At 45.0% G+C, this 22608-nt stretch carries 21 protein-coding genes and 2 tRNA genes; 22 read left to right on the top strand and 1 reads right to left on the bottom strand.

The annotated features are described in order from the left end of the window. The first annotated feature begins 45 nt into the window (after positions 1–45). From B2751_RS05445 to B2751_RS05340, 22 genes are all read left to right on the top strand, one after another. Complete coding sequence (locus B2751_RS05445; protein ID WP_035409170.1) at positions 46–1689, top strand: Na/Pi cotransporter family protein; 1644 nt, start codon at positions 46–48, stop codon at positions 1687–1689. 126 nt (positions 1690–1815) lie between these two features. Next, positions 1816–1889: transfer RNA gene (locus B2751_RS05440), tRNA-Met, on the top strand. 11 nt (positions 1890–1900) lie between these two features. Beyond that, positions 1901–1974 (top strand) — tRNA-Ile (locus tag B2751_RS05435). A gap of 115 nt (positions 1975–2089) precedes the next feature. Continuing rightward, positions 2090–3550, top strand: a complete 1461-nt coding sequence (locus tag B2751_RS05430) for an alpha-amylase (RefSeq protein ID WP_035409168.1) — start codon at positions 2090–2092, stop codon at positions 3548–3550. A 93-nt stretch (positions 3551–3643) separates the two neighbouring features. Continuing rightward, positions 3644–4252: a superoxide dismutase gene (locus tag B2751_RS05425; protein WP_035409166.1), complete on the top strand. Its 609-nt coding sequence runs from the start codon at positions 3644–3646 to the stop codon at positions 4250–4252. Between the two features lie 133 nt (positions 4253–4385). Continuing rightward, entirely contained in the window at positions 4386–6458 is a 2073-nt protein-coding gene (locus B2751_RS05420) for a peptidoglycan D,D-transpeptidase FtsI family protein (protein WP_056060174.1), read from the top strand. Positions 6459–6684: 226 nt separating this feature from the next. Continuing rightward, positions 6685–7629: a PstS family phosphate ABC transporter substrate-binding protein gene (locus B2751_RS05415; RefSeq protein WP_035409162.1), complete on the top strand. Its 945-nt coding sequence runs from the start codon at positions 6685–6687 to the stop codon at positions 7627–7629. 89 nt (positions 7630–7718) lie between these two features. Further along, complete coding sequence (gene pstC / locus B2751_RS05410; protein WP_035409160.1) at positions 7719–8660, top strand: phosphate ABC transporter permease subunit PstC; 942 nt, start codon at positions 7719–7721, stop codon at positions 8658–8660. A 1-nt stretch (position 8661) separates the two neighbouring features. Beyond that, positions 8662–9570 (top strand): phosphate ABC transporter permease PstA, encoded by a 909-nt coding sequence (gene pstA, locus B2751_RS05405; protein WP_035409158.1) that lies wholly within the window; start codon positions 8662–8664, stop codon positions 9568–9570. A gap of 95 nt (positions 9571–9665) precedes the next feature. Beyond that, positions 9666–10442 (top strand): phosphate ABC transporter ATP-binding protein PstB, encoded by a 777-nt coding sequence (gene pstB / locus B2751_RS05400; RefSeq protein ID WP_052019099.1) that lies wholly within the window; start codon positions 9666–9668, stop codon positions 10440–10442. 18 nt (positions 10443–10460) lie between these two features. Next, complete coding sequence (phoU, locus tag B2751_RS05395; protein ID WP_035409154.1) at positions 10461–11123, top strand: phosphate signaling complex protein PhoU; 663 nt, start codon at positions 10461–10463, stop codon at positions 11121–11123. A 107-nt stretch (positions 11124–11230) separates the two neighbouring features. After that, on the top strand, positions 11231–11956 hold the full coding sequence (locus B2751_RS05390; RefSeq protein ID WP_035409152.1) for a DUF4912 domain-containing protein: 726 nt from the start codon (positions 11231–11233) through the stop codon (positions 11954–11956). A gap of 31 nt (positions 11957–11987) precedes the next feature. Continuing rightward, a complete protein-coding gene (locus B2751_RS05385; protein WP_290773400.1) occupies positions 11988–14171 on the top strand; it encodes a 1,4-alpha-glucan branching protein domain-containing protein in 2184 nt (727 codons plus the stop codon). A gap of 104 nt (positions 14172–14275) precedes the next feature. Beyond that, entirely contained in the window at positions 14276–14425 is a 150-nt protein-coding gene (gene rpmG, locus B2751_RS05380) for a 50S ribosomal protein L33 (protein WP_012369771.1), read from the top strand. 57 nt (positions 14426–14482) lie between these two features. Then, the gene (locus B2751_RS05375) at positions 14483–15028 is read left to right on the top strand and encodes a 5-formyltetrahydrofolate cyclo-ligase (RefSeq protein ID WP_035409149.1); all 546 of its coding nucleotides are present in this window, start codon (positions 14483–14485) and stop codon (positions 15026–15028) included. Then, on the top strand, positions 15022–15801 hold the full coding sequence (locus B2751_RS05370; RefSeq protein ID WP_056060181.1) for a DUF92 domain-containing protein: 780 nt from the start codon (positions 15022–15024) through the stop codon (positions 15799–15801). Before B2751_RS05375 ends, B2751_RS05370 begins: the two co-directional genes overlap by 7 nt. 163 nt (positions 15802–15964) lie before the next feature. Continuing rightward, positions 15965–16921: an L-lactate dehydrogenase gene (locus tag B2751_RS05365; RefSeq protein ID WP_035409145.1), complete on the top strand. Its 957-nt coding sequence runs from the start codon at positions 15965–15967 to the stop codon at positions 16919–16921. Positions 16922–17176: 255 nt separating this feature from the next. Continuing rightward, positions 17177–17686 (top strand): GNAT family N-acetyltransferase, encoded by a 510-nt coding sequence (locus B2751_RS05360; protein ID WP_290773397.1) that lies wholly within the window; start codon positions 17177–17179, stop codon positions 17684–17686. 160 nt (positions 17687–17846) lie between these two features. Then, positions 17847–18884 (top strand): M42 family metallopeptidase, encoded by a 1038-nt coding sequence (locus B2751_RS05355; protein ID WP_290748890.1) that lies wholly within the window; start codon positions 17847–17849, stop codon positions 18882–18884. Further along, positions 18868–19071 (top strand): YqgQ family protein, encoded by a 204-nt coding sequence (locus B2751_RS05350; protein WP_035409139.1) that lies wholly within the window; start codon positions 18868–18870, stop codon positions 19069–19071. Before B2751_RS05355 ends, B2751_RS05350 begins: the two co-directional genes overlap by 17 nt. A gap of 83 nt (positions 19072–19154) precedes the next feature. Beyond that, on the top strand, positions 19155–20105 hold the full coding sequence (locus B2751_RS05345; protein ID WP_290773394.1) for an ROK family glucokinase: 951 nt from the start codon (positions 19155–19157) through the stop codon (positions 20103–20105). Between the two features lie 216 nt (positions 20106–20321). Beyond that, positions 20322–22247 carry an LTA synthase family protein gene (locus B2751_RS05340; RefSeq protein WP_035409136.1) on the top strand — a complete coding sequence of 642 codons (1926 nt, stop codon included), beginning with the start codon at positions 20322–20324 and terminating at the stop codon, positions 22245–22247. Between the two features lie 106 nt (positions 22248–22353). On the opposite strand, the gene B2751_RS05335 is transcribed toward B2751_RS05340, so the two are convergent. After that, the gene (locus tag B2751_RS05335; RefSeq protein WP_035409134.1) at positions 22354–22533 is read right to left on the bottom strand and encodes a DUF2759 domain-containing protein; all 180 of its coding nucleotides are present in this window, start codon (positions 22531–22533) and stop codon (positions 22354–22356) included. Between the last annotated feature and the right edge of the window lie 75 nt (positions 22534–22608).

The following is a 22608-nucleotide window of genomic DNA, read 5'->3' as shown; positions in this document are numbered from 1 at the left end:
ACTTTACAAACACATCAATCCACATCAAATAAAGGAGCTGGCAAGATGAACTATGATTTGCAGGAAATGATTTTTACCTTCATCGGTGGACTTGGGATTTTCCTTTTCGGTATTAAGTATATGGGAGATGGTCTCCAAAAAACAGCGGGAGACCGATTACGTTATATCCTCGATAAGTATACGACGAATCCACTATTAGGTATCTTAGCAGGTATCGTCGTCACGATATTGATTCAATCGTCATCCGGTACGACTGTCATCGTCGTCGGACTCGTGAGTGCAGGTCTGATGAATTTACGACAAGCAATTGGTGTCGTCATGGGAGCGAACATCGGTACGACGATCACGGCCTTTATCATCGGGTTCAATGTTAAAGAAGCGGCACTTCCGGCAATCGCCATTGGTGCTTTCTTGATCTTCTTCTTCAATAAAGAACGTGTTCAGTATATCGGACAGATTTTCTTTGGTTTCGGTGCATTGTTTTACGGTCTCACATTGATGGGGGACGGGATGGCTCCGCTCGAATCAAGTGCCTGGTTCCGAGAGTTGACTGTCTCGATGTCGGATAACCCATTGCTTGGTGTATTCGTCGGAACTATCTTTACAGTTCTTGTTCAGTCGTCATCTGCGACGATTGGTATCTTACAGGAGTTGTATGCTGGTGACATGATCGATATCAAAGCGGCACTACCGGTCTTGTTCGGTGATAACATTGGAACAACGATTACGGCAGTACTTGCAGCACTTGGTGCGTCGATCGCAGCCAAACGGACAGCCGCCGCACACGTCATCTTCAATATCATCGGAACAATTTTGTTCTTGATTGCATTACCAGTGTTCTCAAGCTTCATCGCATGGATTACAGATGCGCTTGGTTTAGAACCGAAAATGCAAATTGCTTTTGCACACGGAACGTTCAATGTCGTCAACACATTGATTCAATGTTGGTTCATCGCACAAATCGCATGGCTCGTTCAAAAAATCGTACCAGGTACGGATACGACGATCGATTCAAAACCGCGTCATCTCGATCAAAACATCTTAAATCAATCTTCTGCGCTTGCCTTAAACCAAGCGAAACTTGAAGTTTTGCGTATGGGTGAATTCTCAAAAGACGCACTTGCAAAAGCACACCGTTACACGCAATCGCATGATAAAAAAGATGTTTCAGAATCCGAGCAGATTGAATATGCGATCAACTACCTGAATACAGAAGTGACGAGTTATCTCGTTAAAATAGCAGCACATGATTTATCAGAACGTGAATCAAACGATCATTCGTTATTGATGCACGCCGTCAATGACTTTGAGCGGATTGGTGATCATGTTGAGAATATCGTTGAATTAATCGACTTCCAGATCGTCAACCGGATTCAGTTCACCACATCTGCGAAGCGAGAGCTTGATGAGATGTATGTCCTGACACAAGAAATCGTCGCTTGTGCGATTCGCGCCGTCGAAGAAGACGATGTCACGCGGGCACGAAAAGTTCTTGAACTTGAAGGGAAACTTGATGCATTCGAACGTTCATTCCGTAAACAGCATGTACTTCGCGTGAATGCTGGTGAATGTACAGGACAAGCGGGAATGATCTTCGTCGACTTACTTTCAAACCTTGAACGAATCGGCGATCACGCTGTGAACATCACGGATCTCGTCCTTGAACAGCGGACAGCATTAATGAACTAAGCGTAGACTTATTTTAAAACAGCTGATTTCGAAAAAAATGAAATCAGCTGTTTATTTTTTTGAAATAGCATATTGACAAGTTTCGTCACATCTCGTAATCTAATAAGAGTAAGAAACATACATCATGGCGGTGTAGCTCAGCTGGCTAGAGCGTACGGTTCATACCCGTGAGGTCGTGGGTTCGACTCCCTCCGCCGCTACTATTACTTAAGGACCCTTAGCTCAGCTGGTTAGAGCTGACGGCTCATAACCGTCCGGTCGCAGGTTCGAGTCCTGCAGGGTCCATTTGGTTGAACGCTTCTCGTTGCAAACGGGAAGCGTTTATTTTTGTTCGCTCGGGGAATAGTAAAGGTATTGTAATAATATTCATACTATAGTAACTAAGGGAGAGCGAAGAGAGATGGAACGTAACCATACGATGATGCAGTTTTTCGAGTGGCATGTAGAGAATGATGGAAAGCACTGGCAACGTTTGAAAGAACGAGCGCCTGAATTGCGTGCTGCTGGCATCACGTCCGTGTGGATTCCCCCAGCATCGAAAGGTCAGTCGGATGAAGATACAGGATACGGCATCTATGATGTCTATGACTTAGGCGAGTTCGATCAAAAAGGAACGGTCCGGACGAAATATGGCACAAAGGATGAACTGGTCGAAGCAATCGAAGTTGCCCATGAGAACGATATCGCTGTTTATGCGGATGTTGTCATGAACCATAAAGCTGCAGCAGACGAACTCGAAACGATTAAAGTAGTGGAAGTCAATCCAGAAGACCGATCGAAAGAAATTTCAGAAGAGTTTGAAATCGATGCGTGGACGAAGTTTACTTTCCCAGGTCGTAATGGAAAGTATTCGGATTTCGTCTGGACACACGAATTCTTCAATGGAACGGATTTTGACGCGCGCGAAGAAAAAACAGGGATCTTTAAGATTTCCGGAAATAATAAAGATTGGAACAACCAAGTAGATGATGAGTTCGGCAATTATGATTACCTCATGTTTGCAAACATCGACTACAATCATCCGACGGTACGGGAAGAAATGATCCGTTGGGGACACTGGTTCAAGGACACGATCGATTGCCAAGGCTTCCGTCTTGATGCAATCAAGCATATCAACTATGAATTTGTCCGTGAATTCGCGAAATCGATGATGGAAAGCAGCGAAGGCGATTTTTACATGGTCGGCGAGTTTTGGAAGTCAGATCTCGACGATTGCCGTCATTTCCTAGACAGTGTCGACTACACGATTGATTTGTTTGATGTTCCGCTTCATTATAAATTCCATGAAGCTTCCAAGCAGGGAGAAAAATTTGATTTAACGACATTGTTTGCGGATACGCTCGTCGAGTCGCATCCGACGAATGCCGTGACGTTCGTCGACAATCACGATTCACAGCCTGGCGAGTCGCTAGAATCATGGGTGGATGACTGGTTCAAGCAACATGCCTATGCAGCGATCTTGTTACGTAAGGACGGATATCCATGTGTCTTTTACGGGGATTACTATGGCGTCCAAGGACCGACCCCTGTCGAAGGAAAAAAAGAGATGATCAATGCCCTGCTCTATACGCGCTATCATAAAGCATACGGAGAACAACAGGATTATCTTGATGACCCGCACTGTGTAGGCTGGGTTCGTCTTGGTGTCGATGAAATCGAGAACTCAGGTTGTGCCGTGTTGCTTTCGAACGCCGACATGTGCGAGAAACGCATGTTCGTCGGTGAAGAGCGTGCGGGTCAAGAATGGTTCGACTATACAAACCATCAAGATCATCCAGTCGTGATTGACGAAGAAGGATTTGGTGTCTTCCCGGTTCCGGGCGGAGGCGTCTCTGTTTTTGCTCCGCAAGAAGTCGAGTAAATCCGAGGGTCTTGACTTGCGTCAACACAGGTACTTTTGCTAGTCTTAAAGGGTATTGAAGTTTTCGAAAATAGCACAAAGGGGGACATGAACATGTCAAAATTTGAATTACCAGAACTCGGCTACGCTTATGATGCGCTTGAGCCACATATCGATGCTCGTACGATGGAGATTCACCACACGAAACACCACAACACGTATGTCACGAACGTGAATACGGCGCTTGAGGGTACAGAACATGAAGGAAAGTCACTTGAAGAACTTCTTCAAAACTTGGATGCTCTCCCAGCAAACATTCAAACTGCAGTCCGTAACAACGGTGGCGGTCACTGGAACCACTCATTCTTCTGGAAATTGTTGAAGAAGAACGATGGCGCTGCTCCAACAGGGGAACTTGCAACAGCAATCGACGAAGCATTCGGATCATTTGATGCATTTAAAGATGCGTTCGCAAAAGCAGCAACAACTCGTTTCGGTTCTGGTTGGGCTTGGTTGATCGTTGACGGTGGGAAATTGGCAGTCGTTTCGACTCCAAACCAAGATACACCAGTCATGGAAGGCAAAACGCCAATCCTTGGTCTTGATGTTTGGGAACATGCATACTATCTCAACTATCAAAACCGTCGTCCGGATTACATCAATGCATTCTTCAACGTCGTTGATTGGGACCACGTAGCGAAGCTTTACGCTGACGCGAAGTAATGGAAAGAAGCGTATCGTTCAATTGTGAACGATACGCTTTTTTTAATGCGGAAAATCATGGGATAGGTTGTTATGGAAAGTTTCCTTCTATATAATGAAACAAGATGACTTTTGAACGATAGGGGAGTACGCCATGGCTAAACGAATCACCGTACGAGGAAGACGGCGTAATCATCTGCCGCTTCGTCTGAATTTAATGTTCTTCGTCGTTTTTTTATTGTTTGCGATTTTGATTTTCCGTCTAGGAGTCGTTCAAATCGTCAATGGTGAAAAAATTTCGCGGGAAGTCCAAAAAACGGAGATGACTGCATCAAAGTATGAAGTACCACGTGGTAAGATTTATGACCGGGATGGTCGTCTACTTGTCGATACAATTTCTAAATACTCCATTGTATATCGTCGCGCACAATCGACGAAAGTAGATGAACGTATTGAAATCGCGCAGCGTCTCGCAGCAATCATTGATCTGCCTAAAAAAGACTGGAAAGTCACGGAACGTGACATCAAGGATTTTTGGGTCGCGACGAACACGGAAGAGTCGGATCGTCGTTACCAAGCAGCAGTGAAAAAGAAGTATCCTTCAACGGAAGCACAAAGTAAGCTTTCGATTGCGGAACAAGATCAAATCCGCCTGGATGCGATCACGAAAAAAGATATTGATTACGATGATAAGACGATGGAAGTCATTGCGATCAAACATAACATGGAAGTCGGTTATGCGCTTGATCCACAACTCGTCAAGCTCGGTGCGTCTGCAAAAGAGATGGCAATCATCGATGAAAATTTAGAAGATTTGAAAGGTGTATCGGTTGAACCGTTTTACGAACGCTCTTATCCGTATGAAGGAACACTTCGAAACATCTTCGGAAAGTACTCGAAGATTCCGGCAGAACAACAAGCGGAGTTCAAAGCAAAAGGATATAGTTTGAATGATCGTGTCGGGACTTCGTTCCTTGAGCAACAGTACGAAGATCTTCTGCGCGGGAAACCGGCATACGATGTGTACGAAACGTTTAATGGAGAACCGGTCGGTGATCCAAAACGTGAAGAAGGCGAGTCCGGGAAGGACCTCGTTCTAACCGTTGATGCGGAATACAATAAAAAAGTAGATCAAATCATGCAACAAGCGATCAAAATGGGTCGTGGCATGGGTAGTCGTTATTTAAAAGAAGGATATGCCGTCGTCATGAATCCACAAACTGGTGAGATTTTAGCGATGTCAGGTCAAAAGCTTGATCCTTCGACTGGGAAGTTCACGGATGTAGCGATTAATAATGTCTTGACGTCTCTTCAAATCGGTTCAACGATCAAGGGTGCGACAGTTGCGATGGGACTACAGGAAGGTGTCATTCGTCAAAACGAAGTCATCAACGATGCGCCGATCACAATCGGAGGTACAAAAAAAGGATCATATGTTAACATGGGACCGATTACGGATTTAACGGCGCTTGAGCGCTCGTCGAACGTCTATATGTTTAACATTGCGATGCGGATGGCGAAATATCCGAGCAATGGGATTGCTGGTGCGAGCGTGGATGGAGCAGCTGCCATCATGCAGAATTACTATAGTCAGTTCGGTCTTGGGGTGACGACAGGTGTTGATTTGCCTTACGAAGCAAAAGGTGTTCAAGGGACGCCAGACCGTGTCACGTTGTTGATGGACCGAGTCATTGGTCAGTACGATGCCTTTACGCCGCTTCAAGTCGCGCAGTACATTTCAACACTTGCGAACGGTGGTTATCGAGTTCAGCCTCACTTCTTAAAAGAAGTATTGGCGTCGAACTCGATTGAAAAGGGTACGAAAAAAGTCGATTACAGCTTTAAAACGAATTATCTGAACCGGATTGAAGTCAGTCAAGATAATATTGATCATGTCCGGGAAGGGTTGCACCGTGTTGTAAAAGGTGAGCGTGGTACAGCCAAAGTCATCGCACAAACTGGAATCGATGCTGCAGCAAAAACAGGTACTGCACAGGTCAGCGTCTATGGGGATGACGGAATCGCCTTACGTGACGGAAGCGGGCAACCGGTTCGTTCATTGAACTCGAATCTTGTCGGTTGGGCACCGTATGACAATCCAGAGATGGCGTGGGCCGTGTTCCTTCCTTATATGGAACAAGAGACTGTCAACTCGAAAATCGGTCATGATCTTGTCAAAGCGTACTTCAACGTAAAGGACGTACCGTGGCAGACTAAGCCAAATTAACTAGAAACTAAGCGAGGGTGAGCAATCACTCTCGTTTTTTTTGTTTGTATTGACCTTTTTTTGTAATGGATTTCGAATTGTAAACACTAAAAAACACGCCTTTACAATTCTTTTACGTTGGATTCATTTCGTTTTAATAGTTCATCCGTAGTATAAGTCTTGTAAGGAAAACGGATAAAAAGTCGTAGCATCGTCAGCGACATACTCTCGAGGAGGAAAATTAATCATGTCTTGGATGAAAAAAACAGCACTCATTACAACGGTAGCATCAATCGCAGTAGTGGGGGCAGCATGTGGTAACGATAAAGGCGGTTCTGCTAGTTCATCTGATTTAAAAGGGAAAATCGCAATCGACGGTTCTTCTACAGTCTTCCCGATCATGGAAGCTGTCGGTGAAGAATATTCAACGGAACAACCTGACGTAAATGTCACAGTCGGTGTCTCTGGTACGGGTGGCGGATTCAAACGCTTCGTCGTCGGTGAAACGGATCTTTCGAACGCATCGCGTGAAATTAAAGAAGAAGAAGCAGCTGAAGCGAAAAAGAACAACATCGAATATACAAAACTTTCACTTGCATATGATGGTCTAACTGTTGCAGTCAGCAAAGATAATACATGGGTAAAAGAACTCTCGCTTGATCAACTCGAAAAGATTTGGCTCGACCCAAACGTTAAGACTTGGAAAGATGTTGATTCTTCTTATCCGGCTGAACCACTGAAGTTCTTCAGCCCAGGGAAAGACTCAGGAACATTCGACTTCTTCTCTGAAAAAGTACTTGAGAAGAAAGACATGCGTAAAGACGTTCAACTGTCTGAGGACGATAACGTACTCGTCAAAGGGGTTGAAGGAACGAAAGGTGCGATCGGTTACTTCGGTTATGCCTACTACGCTGAAAATAAAGATAAGTTAAAAGAAGTACCACTTTCAGCTGAAGGAAAAGATGCTGTCGATCCAACACCAGAAACAATCAAGGATTTATCTTACCCGCTGTCACGTGAAATCTACACGTACGTCAACAACAAATCATTGAACGATAAAAAACAGGTGGCAGACTTCGTGAAATTCACGAACGAAAACGCTGGAGATTTAGCTGAAGAAGTCGGTTATATCAAAATGCCACAAGATCGTTACGATGAAAACACAAAAGCAATCGAAGATGCAATGAAATAATCATCGAGTCATGAGGATGGCCCAACCGGGGAAGTCTGTACCGGTTGGGTCCCGTTCTCATGTCAAGAAGGAGTAGGGAGCGAAGAAGGATGAATTCAACACCCAATAAATCGGTTCGCGAGCTGATTCAACAGAACCGACAGCAAAAATTCAGTGTGAAAAACGTCATGGAACGCATCATGCCGATCGTTTTATTTCTGTGTGCGTTCGTCTCGGTCGTTACGACCATCGGCATCATTCTCACGTTAGTCATTGAAACCGAGCATTTCTTTGAAGTCGTTCCGTTCAAGGAATTTTTCGGCAGTACGAGCTGGTATCCACTGAACTCTCAACCAGAGTATGGGATTTGGCCGCTTGTCGTCGGTACACTTGAGATTACCGTGATTGCGATGCTAGTTGCCGTGCCGATCGGCCTCACGTCTGCGATTTATTTAAGTGAGTATGCGTCAGACCGTGCACGCCGTATCTTAAAACCGATTTTAGAAGTCTTAGCTGGTGTTCCGACGATCGTTTTCGGATTCTTCGCGTTGACGTTCGTCACACCACTACTCGTTAAATTAATTCCAGGCATTCAAATCTACAATGCGCTCAGTCCGGGGATCGTCGTCGGTATCATGATCATTCCAATGATCGCCTCGATTTCTGAGGATGCGATGAGCTCTGTTCCTAAAAAAATTCGTGACGGTGCGCTTGCTCTTGGTTCGACACGTCTTGAAGTCGCATTAAAAGTCGTTGTTCCCGCTGCCTTGTCCGGAATCATTGCTTCAATCGTACTCGGAATGTCTCGGGCAATTGGTGAGACGATGATCGTGACGATCGCTGGTGGTTCGAATCCGACAGCTGCTGTTAATCCACTCGAGCCGGTCCAGACGATGACTGCGTATATCGTTCAGGTCGCTTTAGGCGATGCTGGATTTGGAACAGTTGAATATTACAGTATCTATGCGGTTGGTACGCTCTTGTTCGTCTTTACGTTATTGATGAACTTACTCGCGAACTGGATCACACGCCGCTTCAGAGAGGAGTATTAAGATGGCCTTACCAGAAAAGCAACCTGTCACAAAAAAATTCATCGACCCGGTCGCAGTTAAGAAATCCATTAGCCAACGCCTCGTCGTCAACAATGTAACGAAAGTCATTTTCCTCGTCGGTCTGTTTTTCGGTCTCGTCGTCTTAGGTATTCTCCTATTCGGCGTCATCCGTGACGGTGCTTCGTGGTTATCACTTGAATTTCTACAAAACGCACCATCTCGTCGTGCGGAACGTGCCGGAATCTATCCAGCGTTAATGGGATCGATCTTCTTGATGCTCCTGATCATCCCGATGATTTTCATCATTGGTGTTGGAGCAGCAATTTATTTAGAAGAATATGCAAAAAAGAGTCGGATGACATCGTTCATCGAGGTCAATATCTCGAACCTCGCAGGTGTTCCGTCGATCGTCTTTGGTTTACTCGGATTAACGTTCTTCGTCCGTAATATGGGCTTCGGTTCGACGTTGATTGCTGGAGCTTTGACACTCGCATTGATGAGTCTTCCGGTCGTCATCGTTTCTTCTCAAGAAGCAATTCGCGCCGTGCCACAAGCGATGCGCCATGCATCACTCGCACTCGGTGCATCGAAATGGCAAACGACGTTCAAAGTCGTTCTTCCGGCATCACTTCCGGGAGTCATTACAGGAATCATCTTAGCTGTATCCCGAGCGATCGGTGAGACAGCACCGTTGATCATGGTCGGAGCTGCCATTTTCATCGCCCGTGCGCCAGAAGGGATCTTTTCAGAGTTCACGGCATTACCGATTCAAATCTATAACTGGACAAGTCGTCCACAAGCGGACTTCCAAGGTCTTGCAGCAGCAGGAATCATCATCTTGATGGTCATTCTCTTGACGATGAACTCGCTTGCGATCTGGATTCGGAACCGATTTTCTAAACGCTATTAATCGAACGAGATAGAAGGGATTTCTTTTAAGGAGGAAGACAGATGATGGATACGAAGCTGAATACGAAATCAGTCGTCACAGAAGGGGCAGAGCGTATGAACCAACCAGTAGTAGCACGCGAGAGCGTCTATAACGTTAAAAATTTAAATTTATGGTACGGTGACGATCACGCGCTTAAAGATGTCAATCTTGATATCAAAAAAAATGAAGTTACGGCAATTATTGGACCGTCAGGATGCGGTAAATCGACATTCATCAAAACATTGAACCGGATGGTCGAACTCGTTCCGATCGTGCGGACGAATGGTGTCATTGAATATCACGGACGTAATATCTTTGAAAAAGAGTATGGTGTTGAAGAATTACGGACGTCTGTCGGAATGGTCTTTCAGCAACCGAATCCATTCCCAAAATCAATTTACGATAACATCGCATATGGTCCACGTGTCCATGGCGTTAAAAACAAAAAAATCCTTGATGAGATCGTGGAACGTAGTTTACGCCGAGCAGCGATTTGGGATGAAGTCAAAGATCGCTTAAATGAAAATGCCTACGGTCTTTCGGGTGGTCAACAACAACGTCTCTGTATCGCGCGTTGCCTCGCGATCGAGCCGGATGTCATTTTGATGGATGAGCCGACATCGGCACTGGACCCGATTTCTACATTAAAAGTAGAAGAACTCGTCCAAGAGTTGAAATCGGACTACTCAATTATCATCGTCACGCACAACATGCAGCAAGCTGCACGTGTATCTGACAAAACAGCATTCTTCTTGAATGGTGAAGTCGTCGAGTTCGATCAAACAGACCGGATCTTTGGAAATCCGACCGACAAACGGACGGAAGATTACATTTCAGGACGATTCGGATAAGAAGGGGAGACGAGACGAATGGCAGCGAACCGTACAATTTTTGGAGAAAACCTTGCAATACTCGATCAAAAAGTCTTTTTACTAGCACGAAAAACGATGCAACAAATCGCAACGACAGCAGAGGCGCTCGAAAAATATGATCAAGATATCGCACGTGGTGTCATTGCGAACGACAATGAACTCGATGATCTTGAACTCGAAATCAACGATGATGCGATCCTCTTAATCGCGAAGCAACAACCAGTTGCGACGGATTTACGACGGATCATCACAGCGATGAAGATTTCATCGGATCTCGAGCGGATTGCGGATTATGCAGGAAATATTTCAAAAGCAGTCCTTCGTGTCGAAACATTTCCATACGTCATCGATATCTCCTTGTTGAAGGAAGCGTTTGAGACATTACTCGATATGACGGAAACCGCAATCGTTGCATATCGTGATGGAGATGTCGAAAAAGCAAAAGCACTGTCTGATCTCGACAATGTCATCGATGAGACGACATACAAGGCGCTCCGTCAGTATATGCGTCATATGTCCTTGCAACCGATCGTTGTCGATGAAGTCATGCAATTCACGAACATTTGCCGATATATCGAGCGAATGGGTGACCACTTGACGAACGTCGGGGAACATCTGATCTATCTCGAAAAAGGAAAACATTATGATTTAAATGGGTGAACTAAGTAGGCAGGAGGAATTTCCTCTGCCTACTTTTTTTGTAAAGGGATTCGAAACACGTTTGTAGAATAGGAAAGAAGTGAATAATGACAGAGAGGTGATTGGGAATGCTTGAGCAAATCATTAAAATGAAAGAACAAGGGCTGACAACAAAACAAATCGCAGCTCAATTGGATACGACTGAAGGAAAAATTAAATATGCTTGGACCAAATATCGTAAATCATTGACAAATCAACCAACTGTAGAAGCACCGAAAGTAAAATCAAAAACTGTCAAACAGACCAAAAAGTCGACTGCACCGGTATTAGATGTCGTACCGTCTGTGCAAGTGATGCCATCACTCGAACGTGATGCGTTTGGAATGGCGACGCATTATGAAGATGATATTCTCCATGCAATCGTTCAGTCACCGACTGCGTTATATGTCTACTGGGAATTGTCTGAACTGTCGAAACAGTTGTTAGAAACGCATTATCACACGACATTTGATTCGTTCCGTAAAGAGTTACGCATCATTGACGTCACACTCGTCGATTACGAACAAGGACAAGCGAATCGTACGTATCAGTTCGAACTGCCTGAGATGACGAATGCTTGGTTCGTTCGACCAGTTGCCCCGAATACTACATACATCATTGAATGGGGCATTCAAACGATTGATGGAGATTTCGTTCCAGTACTACGTTCGAAACCAGTCGAGACACCACGTGACGAACCAGTCACAGACGGACGCTTCGCCGAAGTCGTGCATCATTGGCAATACGGTGAGGTCGAACAGCCGGAATGGGTCGAGGTATTACGCCCGTATTCTTATTTCGATCGCGTCCGATAATGGAATTAGAGAGAGGAAAGGAAGAGAAGCTATGCGAAAAGGATATTTTTCACTCGTCTTACATGCACACTTACCATATATCCGTCATGAAGAGGCGCATCGTCTCGAGGAACGGTGGATGTATGAAGCGATTTCAGAAACCTACATTCCATTATTGTGGGAAGTCGACCGCTTATCACGTCCGCTCGGTTGGACAGTCAGTATTTCACCGCCGGTCATCGAGATGCTTGCCGATCCACTGATTCAAGACCGCTACATCGAGCATATCGAGGACACATTACGTTTGATTCGTCAGGAACTGGAGCGAGAGCTTGACCAAAAGGAAGGAGATGCTCTTTTATTCTATCAAGACCGCTATCAAGATTTATTGAATACGTTCCTTCACTGGGAAAAAGATTTGAACCGGGCATTCCGCCATTACAAAGAGCAAGGCTATCTTGATTTGATTACCTGTACGGCGACACACGGGTTCAGTCCTCACATGTTGTCTGAACAAGCGGCGCGCTCTGAAATTCAGACAGGCTTGAACTGTTTTGAACGCCATTATGGATTCCGTCCATCAGGTCTTTGGATGCCGGAATGTGCCTATACGCCAGGACTTGATCGGATTTTATATGAGGAAGGCATTCGCTATACGTTCGTCGATGAACATTCGATTTTAAACGCCGATCCAGCACCAAAACACGGAATCGGAGCACCCGTCTATTCTCCACACGGCGTAGCACTCTTCCCGCGTGATCAAATCATTTCCGGAAAAATCTGGAGTTCTGTCATCGGGTATCCGGGACATCCTGATTATCGTGAGTTTTATCGGGATCTCGCGTATGATCGGGAATGGGATCAAATTGCTGAGTTCATGCATCCGGAAGGCTTACGTTATGATACCGGGTTGAAATTGCATCGTGTAACAGGTGAGACGGATCAAAAAGACTATTACGTACGTGACTGGGCATGGCAACGAACAAGTGAGCATGCAGCAGATTTTGCTCAAGCACTTGGTGAACATTTAGATGCATATCAAGGACAAGACTTCCCGCCATTTCTCGTCACAGCACCATTTGATGCTGAATTGTTTGGTCACTGGTGGTTCGAAGGACCTGATTTCCTTGGTAAAGCGATGGAACGTCTAGAGGATCAGGCGATTGAGTCGATTTCACCAGCTATGTTCCTCGAACGTCACTTCCAAGACATCGATACGGCACATGTCGCGATGGGAACGTGGGGACGAAAAGGCTATGCGGAAGTCTGGATCAACGAGCGCAACGACTGGATGATTCGCCATCTCCACCAGCTCGAAAAGAGACTAGCAGGAATCGTTGCGCGAAATCGTCATCAAGATGCATTGACTGTCAAGGCGAAACGCCAGCTCATTCGAGAATATCTACTTGCTGTCTCAAGTGACTGGCCGTTCATTTTAGACGGACAGACGACAGCACAGTACGCTGCGAACCGGTTCCGTGAACATATCTTACGTTTTGAAGAAACCGAACGTCGTCTCGATGCACAAGAATTAACGATGGACTGGTTGGAAGGGCGTTATCAACAATATCCGTTCTTGCAAGATGAAGACATTGAACCAGATGTTTTCTTAACGGCTCATGACTATTATGTTGCGGTCAAACGCGATGCTGCTTTGAACAAGGATGGTATTCTAATGTTCACTCGGGATTACGAACAATCTCACCGTCCAGTTCGTGATGTAGCTAGACGACTAGCGGCAGCGGGAGAGAACGTCTACGTCGTAACGGAACATCCTGAAGCGTATCGATTCGAGGAGGGTGTGCATGTATACGGGGTACAAGTGACAGGTCTACCGCTCGTTCAAACATACAATCAACTGGCTGCGTTAAATCTAGCCTTCTTGCGTCAGGCGCAAGCCTTGGCGAAGATCGTTGACTTCCAAGTCGTCCATAACTTCAATATGGAAACAGCGTCAGCTGCCCAGGCAATCGCCAAGATGAAAGAGTTGCCACTCGTCAGTAATGTTTATGATGTCGAGAGTGAGCGTTCTCCGGATCGTTCAGGTGGTCTGGTCGTTGCGTTAAAACGACTTGAAGGAGACGCATTGCGTCAATCGGCTGTCGTTTATCTAGAACGGGAAGAGTCACGCAACGGGGTGGAACAGGAGTATCACGTTGAAAAGAAACCCCTTCGTTTTGAAGAGAACCTTGAAAAACCATATCAACACGTGACGAATCCGAAAAAGAACGGATGAACAGTTGCAATTCCTTTCCTTTCTTGGTACGATACTTGAGTATGCTTAACCTTATGTAAAGCAAAATCACTTGATACATCGAGAGCTAGATAGGAGGGAATTCCATGCGCGTTAAAATCACATTAGCTTGCACTGAAACTGGTGACCGTACTTATATCACTAAAAAGAACAAGCGTAACAACCCAGAGCGTCTTGAGTTGAAGAAATACAACCCACGTCTCCGTAAACACACACTTCACCGTGAAGTGAAATAATTGAGATGGAAGCCGTCACTTCGTGTGATGGCTTTTTTTGTGGAAAGGAAGACAGTTATGAACAAACAAGAAGTACGCCGTCTGATCAAAGAAAGATTAGATGTGATGGAGAACCGTGCTGAAAAGGAACGGTTAATACACGAACATGTTTTGTTATTGCCTGAATGGCAACAAGCGACTTGTGTCGCAATCACGTTAGCATTTCGAAATGAATGTGATACAAGCATATTGATTAAACAAGCGTGGCAAGAGGACAAGACGGTCTTGATACCGAAAGTAGTCGGAGAAGAGATGGTCTTTTATGAATACAGACCAGAAGATCAATTGCAGCATAATCAGATGGGGATCGCAGAACCAATGGATTCAGCTCGTCGCACTACACTTGATCAAGCGGGATTTTGTCTCGTTCCGGGACGCGCCTATCGACGGGATGGCTATCGCTTAGGGTGGGGAGGCGGTTATTATGATCGTGCACTCGTGACATACACAGGTTGTAAAGTATCCATCGCCTTTTCAGAACAGCTCTTTCCAGATTTTGAAGTGGAAGACTTCGATATCCCAGTTGATCTCATCGTCACGGACCAAGAGGTTATCCGATGTTAAGTGTTACGATTTTATTTTGTCTCATTCTCGCCTGGACTGGACGATATTTTCGCTTGTTGACGACAAGCGGGGCTGTCTTGACAATGCTCGTCGGCAGTGGTGTCTCATTTGGATTCGGCTTGAAAGGTTTAGTGGTGCTCTTACTCTTCTTTGGCAGCTCGAGTCTTTTATCGAAAATTGGGCGTTCTAGAAAAAAATCCGTGGACGCGATCGTCGAAAAAGAGGGTGCACGTGACGGATGGCAAGTACTTGCGAATGGAGGAGTAGCGTTCGTCGCTGCTATAGCCTACGCCATGACGATGAATTTTGCATATCTCTTGTTATTCCTATTCGTCATCGCGGCATCGAATGCCGATACATGGGCTTCGGAAATCGGTCCACTCTCAAGACGTGATCCATGGTCTTTGAAAACATTACGACGGGTACCAGCAGGAACGAGCGGAGCGATGTCGTTAATCGGAACGTTAGGAACAATTGCTGGAGCTGCGTTCATCGCTTTAGCAGCGCAGTGGATCTTCTCTCTTTCTTTGACAGAGGCCTTACTTGTGACAGGTATCGGTGTCCTTGGAAGTCTGCTCGATACACTATTTGGAGCAATGTGGCAACGCGTGTATGAATGTTCAGTTTGCGGGGAACGTACGGAAAAACGAGAGCATCATGGACAACCGACAGCTTACGTATCGGGTATTTGGTTTCTTGGAAATGATGCGGTAAACGTCATGACGAGTGGTCTAGCGAGTGGAATCGGGTTTATCATCGTCCGATTCTGGTAAGTGCAAAGTATGACAGGGTAATTCCTTATGTTAGGATATCGATGACACAAAATGGACAAATGTGATTAATTTCACATATTACAAAGAATGTGAAAGATGTTACAATTTATTTGTGAGATAGTTAACAAACTCTTAGAACGAATGAAAGGGTGGACATAACGAGATGGAATTACATGCGAAAGTAACACGGGTGGCGTTAATCGGAGCAGGTGCGGTCGGTTCAAGCTTTGCTTATCAGATGTCAACAGCCGGACTTTGTGAGGAACTTGTCATCATTGACGTCAATAAAGCAAAAGCAGAAGGTGAAGCGATGGACTTGAACCACGGAACCCCGTTTAGTTCTTCACCGATGCGGATCTGGGCTGGAGATTATATGGACTGCCGAGAGGCTGAGGTCGTCGTCATCACGGCGGGAGCTCCTCAAAAACCAGGAGAGACGAGACTCGATCTCGTCGCAAAGAATGCATTGATCATGAAAGAAATGATTCGTCAGATTATGGATTCTGGTTTTGATGGTCTCATCGTCGTGGCTTCCAATCCGGTTGATATCATGGCACATCTGGCTTGGAAATATTCCGGTCTTCCAAAATCACGCGTATTTGGATCAGGAACGGTGCTCGATACAGCACGTCTGCGTCAAATGCTTGGAGAATACTTTCACATCGATTCTCGCAATGCCCATGCCTACATTCTTGGAGAACATGGAGATACGGAATTCGCTGCCTGGAGTAATAGCCGTATTTATGGAAAAACAATTGATGAACTACTTGCTGAGGACGATCGTTATTCTCAAGCAGACCTTGATCAAATCTATATCAACGTTCGGGATGCTGCCTACCATATTATCGAACGTAAAGGAGCAACTTATTATGCGATTGGACTTGGACTTGTTCGAATCGTGCGTGCCATCCTTGGGAACGAGAACTGTTTGTTGACGGTCGGGGCGTATGTAGATGGGCAGTACGGGATTTCCGGCATTCACATCGGAGTACCGGCGATCATCAATCGTCAAGGTGTGCGGGAAATCATTGAAGTCGCGTTGACGGAAGAAGAAATGAAGAAGTTTCATCATTCTGCTGATGTATTGCGTCAGACACTCGAACCTGTCTTGCAAGATTAACGGCGCAAAGCATGACGAAAACCTCATAAATAGAGAGCTTAAAAACTCAAATGGTGATCCTGTATCTTAGTGTCCACCTTTGAGTTTTTGTTATGAGAAAAAAAGAGGCAAACATCACTACTGTATTTAAGTGAAATTAAAAGAGAAAAAAATCTAGGTTTTATTTTACTAGAAAAGGGTTAAGTAAGAGATAGAAGCGTTTTTCCGTTATTATTTGTACGTCATGAAACCCAAAAAAGGAGAGAATCGACAGTCATGTATACTTTTCGAAAATTAACTAAAGAGGATGCAGAACAATACTGGAATCTACGCCTTGAGGGATTAAAGAATCATCCAGATGCGTTCGGTCATTCGTTTGACGATGAACAGCAAACCCCGATCCGCGAAGTACGAGAAGGTCTAGAAGGAGAACCCGACTCCGATGAGATTTGGCTCGGTATGTTCGACGGCGATGTATTGTTTGGGTTTGGTCAGGTCAAGCCATATGAACTGTCACGTGAATCGCACAAAGCGATGATTTCCGGAGTATATGTTTCGCCTGCATATCGTGGAGGGACCGGTCGTGCTCTAATGGAGGCCTTGATCGACGAGGCGAAGAAGTTACCAGACGTTGAGCAAGTCATTCTTGCCGTATTATCAGGAAATGAAGCAGCGCAAAGTCTTTACGAATCGCTCGGCTTTGAAGTATATGCCGAAGATCCAGACTCCGTAAAATTAGAAGATGGCACATACCGCGATGATATTTGGATGAAAAAATACGTCTAAGTTCATTATATGGTGTGGACAAAAAGCTGTAGCAAAAAAGCGCTACAGCTTTTTCGCGTAGTGGATGTAGGATATCAGTACCGACAAAGAATGAATATTTGTTATCATGAAAACAAAGCGGATAGCACGTTGTAGTCCGATTGAAAGGGAGCGAATGAACATGAAAGAAGTCATACGTACGATTGAAGAGCTGGTCTCGATTCCAAGTCCGACAGGTTCGACGAAAGAAGCGATTACATACGTAGAAAAGCGATTGATGGCAGAAGGCATCACGTATCGAAAACTCGAGAAAGGAGCCATCTTAGCGACTTTGCCTGGTGCTTCAACTCGCACGCGGTTACTGACGGCACACGTCGATACATTAGGGGCAATGGTAAAAGAGATTTTACCAACGGGACGACTCAGTTTATCACAATTAGGGGGCTATGCTTGGACAGCGATCGAAGGAGAGAACTGTCTCGTGCATAAGATGGACGGTCAAACAATTTCCGGTACGATTGTTTTCCATCATTCGAGTGTCCATACGTCACGCGAGACGAACAAAACGGAACGGTCCGCTGATAATATTGAAGTCCGACTTGATATTCGTTCGACGACAGCCGAAGAGACGCGCGTCGCGGGGATTGAAGTAGGAGACGTCGTGACGTTTGATCCGCGTTTCCTCTATACGGAAACTGGGTTTGTGAAATCGCGCCATCTCGATGATAAAGCATCGGTTGCTTTGTTGCTTGAATTGATTAAAGAATGGAAAACCATCGACCTGCCACACACGGTCCAGATCCTGATTTCAAATTACGAAGAGGTTGGGTTCGGTGGAAATGCTGGATTCACGGAAGAAGTCGCAGAATATATCGCGGTCGACATGGGTGCGTTAGGAGATGGTCAGCACTCTGACGAATTCACGGTCTCGATTTGTGCAAAAGATGGTTCCGGTCCGTATGACTTAGCGTTACGTCATCAGCTAACACGTCTAGCACAACGCAATAGTATCCCATATAAAGTTGATATTTATCCGTTCTATAGCTCGGACGCTTCGGCAGCAGTGCGTGCGGGACATGATGTTCGACACGGACTATTTGGTCCGGGGATTGAATCGAGCCATTCTTACGAACGAACACATGAGACGTCATTACAAGCGACCTATGATTTGCTACATGCGTATGTAAAGGAGCCGATGGTCGATGAAGACGCTGTATGATGTACAACAGTTACTTAAGACGTATGGAACATTCATCTATCTAGGAGATCGAGCATCAGATATTGCGATGATGATGCTCGAACTTGATGAATTGCAAGAAGCAGGCGTTTTGGAGCAACGTCAGTATGATTCAGCAAAACTCATCTTACGACATGAATTAAAACGTTCACAATCCGATAATGTTTAAGGTTGCGCAACCCTTTGCGCAATGCGAGTGTGTCCGTTAAAATGAACAAGTAGACATTATATGAACATAGGGGAGACAGAGCAATGAAATGGTTACTCGGCATTGATATCGGTGGAACGACAGTGAAGATGGCAATTTTGGATTTGCAAGGCATCATCGTAGAAAAATGGGAAATTGAGACGGTGATCCTGAATGATGGTGCACAAATTCCAGGAGATATTGCAAAATCATTTTTTGAGAAGTGTCAAGAAAGCAAAAAACGACCAGAGGATTTTGTCGGAGCAGGTATTGGTGCGCCAGGATTCATCGACTTTAATACGGGTGTCGTTGAAAAGGCAGTCAACATCGGGTGGCATAATTTTGAACTCGTTGGTGAATTCGAACGGTTGACAGGTTTACCGGCAGTACTTGAAAATGATGCGAACGCAGCAGCGATCGGTGAGATGTGGAAAGGTGCCGGTAGTGGCGCAACAGAATTACTCGCGGTCACACTTGGTACGGGTGTCGGTGGTGGTCTGATCACGAACGGACAAATCGTTCACGGTACGGTCGGAATGGCAGGAGAAATCGGTCATATCACGATGTTGCCTGAAGGTGGCGTCATGTGTGGATGTGGACGTAAAGGATGCCTTGAGACGATTGCTTCAGCAACGGGTATCGCCCGTCTTGGTCTTGAGAAACGTAAAGGACAAGAATCGCTACTGAATGACATTAAAGCAGTGACGGCGAAAGATGTATTTGAAGCGTATGAGAAAGGCGATCGTATCGCAACGGATGTTGTAGAGGAAGTGACGTTCCACCTCGGACTTGCGATTTCAAATCTAGCAAATAGTATCAATCCGGAAATCATCGTCATCGGTGGTGGTGTCTCGAAAGCAGGTGAAACACTGCTTGCACCACTACGTCAGCAATTTGAACGGTTTGCGTTACCCCGTGTCTTTGGATCAACGACGTTCAAGATTGCTGAACTCGGAAACGATGCTGGAGTCATCGGGTGTGCATGGCTTGCTAAGCAAATGTTCTTGAAAAAATGATAATATTCAATTTCAATGAAAGGTTCGCTCCGGCGAATCTTTTTTTTGTTTACAAACGTATAGTAATTGTGTGATTGTTAAGTATCTTCCGGATTCCGGTTGCATTTTTGTAAAACTAAGCGTAAAATTTTCACGTGATATGGGTATATGTACATTATGATGTAAGTTGTGTGAACTGAAAGCAGAAGGCACATGTAAATTAGGAGGCAGGTTTTTATGCAGCAAGACGCAAACATCTGGTCGCGAATGCGCCTAAAGATGGGTCAAGGCGTTCGCAGTACTTATAAAGAGCATAAGCTTTTTTGGATTGCGACCTTATTGATTTGGTTAAAAACGTATTTAGCGTATACACTTTTCTTCAACGTTCCCGTAACGAATTCCGCGCAAGCATTCATTCTACTAATTAATCCAATTAGTTCAGCGCTCTTCATGTTTGGATTTAGCTTCTTCTTCCGAGGAAATGTCCAAAAATGGTTCATCTACGGTACACTGTTCGTCGCAACCATCATTTTATATGCGGACATCATTTTTTTCCGCTTCTTTAATGATTACTTGACGTTGCCAGTATTGTTCCAAACTTCGAATGCAGAGACGGTTTCCGCTTCACTCGCATCGCTTTTAAGTTGGGCTGATTTACTGATCGTCGGCGATTTGATCATCTTACCATTTTTCTTACGGAAAATGGATATGTCCAAAAACGTCGCGTCACGTGGGCGCGCAATTCTTGCATTCGTCGCAGCAGTCGTCGTCTTCCTTGGAAACTTGACGCTTGCTGAGACAGAACGTCCAGAATTACTGACACGTGCCTTTGACCGGGAATTACTCGTTAAGAACATCGGAACATTTAACTTCCATATGTATGACGCACTCATCCAGTCGAAGACATCTGCGCAAAAAGCACTTGCGGATAGCTCTGAGTTATCAGAAGTCCAAAACTTCATCGATTCGAAGCATGCTGCAGCCAATCCGGCGATGTTCGGCAAGTATAAAGGTAAGAACGTCATCGTCATCTCGTTTGAGTCAGCTCAATCATTTGCCGTTGGTTTAAAAGCACCAAACGGTCAAGAAATTACACCGAACTTGAATAAATTGATCAAGGAATCCCATTCATGGGATAACTTCTATCACAACACAGGACAAGGGAAAACGTCAGATGCTGAGTTCATTCTTGAGAATTCGATCTATCCACTTGGTCGTGGATCTGCATTCTTTACGAACGGAGAGAACGAATTCCGTGCAACACCTGAGATGTTGAAAGAAGATGGCTATTACTCAGCTGTTTTCCATGCGAATAACAAGTCATTCTGGAACCGGGACATCGTCTACAACAGTTTCGGCGTAGATCGTTTCTTCTCGGAGACGGATTATGATTTAGGGGATCCAGCAGATTTGACGGAGTGGGGCTTACTCGATGACAAGTTCTTTGAACAGTCACTTCCGATGTTAAAAGATTTACCACGTCCGTTTTATTCGAAATTCATTACGTTAACGAACCACTATCCATTCGAGATGCCAAAACCAGAAGATGAACTCGTACCACCGCTTGAAACGAGTTCTACGACACTGAACCACTACGTTCAGGCGCTAGCGTATCAAGATATGGCACTCGGTAAGTTCATCGAAGGTCTAAAAAAAGATGGTACGTGGGATGATACGATCTTCATGGTATACGGTGACCATTACGGTATTTCAACAAACCATAATGCTGCGATGGCAGAACTCATGAACAAAGATGAGTTGACTCCGTATGATGTTGCGCAACTGCAACGTGTACCGTTTGTCATTCATTTACCAGGTCAAACGAAGGGTGTCAAACACGAAAATGTTGCGAGTCAAATCGATATTAAACCAACATTGCTTCACCTGTTAGGTCATGATTTCAAGAATGAGATCTTGTTCGGTACCGATCTCTTCTCAAAACAACATAAAGACTATGCGTTGTTCCGTGACGGTTCTGTCGTAACAGATAAGACGGTCTACACGCAAGAAACATGTTATGACCGTAAGACAGGAGAAGAAGTGAAGGACGGGGAACAAGCGGAAATGTGTAAACAATCTACGAAACAATCTGAGAAAGAATTAGGACTCTCAGATAAAGTCATCTATGGCGACTTGCTACGTTTCCTTCAAACTTCAAAATAAGTAAGATAATACTGAGAGTAGGTCTACGTTCTAGTAGGTCTACTCTTTTTATAAAATAACAAAAAAGAGAGATGCTCGAGGCACCTCTCTTTTTAGCGTACTCTGATTACGATGGAATACCGCCGTAAATCAATGTCGCAATCCCAAACCAGCCGAATAAGACGACAGTTAGGGCTGCGAATACGAGTGGAAACATTTGGCGTTTCTTAAGTGAACGAACGACGGCCCAAACACCGACGAGTGCGACGAAGAAGAAAAGCCAACCGATTGGTTGATCCAAATGCATGACGTACTCCCCCTTAAACAATCACGTTATGAATTTCACGAAGATTTCACTTAAATCTCACTTTTTAGTTTATCC

This window comes from Exiguobacterium sp. UBA6282, from assembly GCF_002440475.1.
Taxonomy (GTDB): Bacteria; Bacillota; Bacilli; order Exiguobacteriales; family Exiguobacteriaceae; genus Exiguobacterium_A.
The sequence above is the reverse complement of the archived record's forward strand: the minus strand, read 5'-3'. Positions and strand labels throughout refer to the sequence as shown.

What these genes read in the sequence shown, in the direction of transcription:
- B2751_RS05370 (WP_056060181.1), top strand. Translation starts at nt 15,022, where the DNA reads ATGTTAAGTGTTACGATTTTATTTTGTCTCATTCTCGCCTGGACTGGA.
- B2751_RS05335 (WP_035409134.1), bottom strand. Translation starts at nt 22,533, where the DNA reads ATGCATTTGGATCAACCAATCGGTTGGCTTTTCTTCTTCGTCGCACTC.
- rpmG (WP_012369771.1), top strand. Translation starts at nt 14,276, where the DNA reads ATGCGCGTTAAAATCACATTAGCTTGCACTGAAACTGGTGACCGTACT.
- B2751_RS05360 (WP_290773397.1), top strand. Translation starts at nt 17,177, where the DNA reads ATGTATACTTTTCGAAAATTAACTAAAGAGGATGCAGAACAATACTGG.
- pstB (WP_052019099.1), top strand. Translation starts at nt 9,666, where the DNA reads ATGAACCAACCAGTAGTAGCACGCGAGAGCGTCTATAACGTTAAAAAT.
- B2751_RS05430 (WP_035409168.1), top strand. Translation starts at nt 2,090, where the DNA reads ATGGAACGTAACCATACGATGATGCAGTTTTTCGAGTGGCATGTAGAG.
- B2751_RS05425 (WP_035409166.1), top strand. Translation starts at nt 3,644, where the DNA reads ATGTCAAAATTTGAATTACCAGAACTCGGCTACGCTTATGATGCGCTT.
- B2751_RS05340 (WP_035409136.1), top strand. Translation starts at nt 20,322, where the DNA reads ATGCAGCAAGACGCAAACATCTGGTCGCGAATGCGCCTAAAGATGGGT.
- phoU (WP_035409154.1), top strand. Translation starts at nt 10,461, where the DNA reads ATGGCAGCGAACCGTACAATTTTTGGAGAAAACCTTGCAATACTCGAT.
- B2751_RS05385 (WP_290773400.1), top strand. Translation starts at nt 11,988, where the DNA reads ATGCGAAAAGGATATTTTTCACTCGTCTTACATGCACACTTACCATAT.
- B2751_RS05345 (WP_290773394.1), top strand. Translation starts at nt 19,155, where the DNA reads ATGAAATGGTTACTCGGCATTGATATCGGTGGAACGACAGTGAAGATG.
- B2751_RS05350 (WP_035409139.1), top strand. Translation starts at nt 18,868, where the DNA reads ATGAAGACGCTGTATGATGTACAACAGTTACTTAAGACGTATGGAACA.
- B2751_RS05365 (WP_035409145.1), top strand. Translation starts at nt 15,965, where the DNA reads ATGGAATTACATGCGAAAGTAACACGGGTGGCGTTAATCGGAGCAGGT.
- B2751_RS05390 (WP_035409152.1), top strand. Translation starts at nt 11,231, where the DNA reads ATGCTTGAGCAAATCATTAAAATGAAAGAACAAGGGCTGACAACAAAA.
- B2751_RS05445 (WP_035409170.1), top strand. Translation starts at nt 46, where the DNA reads ATGAACTATGATTTGCAGGAAATGATTTTTACCTTCATCGGTGGACTT.
- B2751_RS05420 (WP_056060174.1), top strand. Translation starts at nt 4,386, where the DNA reads ATGGCTAAACGAATCACCGTACGAGGAAGACGGCGTAATCATCTGCCG.
- pstC (WP_035409160.1), top strand. Translation starts at nt 7,719, where the DNA reads ATGAATTCAACACCCAATAAATCGGTTCGCGAGCTGATTCAACAGAAC.
- B2751_RS05375 (WP_035409149.1), top strand. Translation starts at nt 14,483, where the DNA reads ATGAACAAACAAGAAGTACGCCGTCTGATCAAAGAAAGATTAGATGTG.
- B2751_RS05415 (WP_035409162.1), top strand. Translation starts at nt 6,685, where the DNA reads ATGTCTTGGATGAAAAAAACAGCACTCATTACAACGGTAGCATCAATC.
- B2751_RS05355 (WP_290748890.1), top strand. Translation starts at nt 17,847, where the DNA reads ATGAAAGAAGTCATACGTACGATTGAAGAGCTGGTCTCGATTCCAAGT.
- pstA (WP_035409158.1), top strand. Translation starts at nt 8,662, where the DNA reads ATGGCCTTACCAGAAAAGCAACCTGTCACAAAAAAATTCATCGACCCG.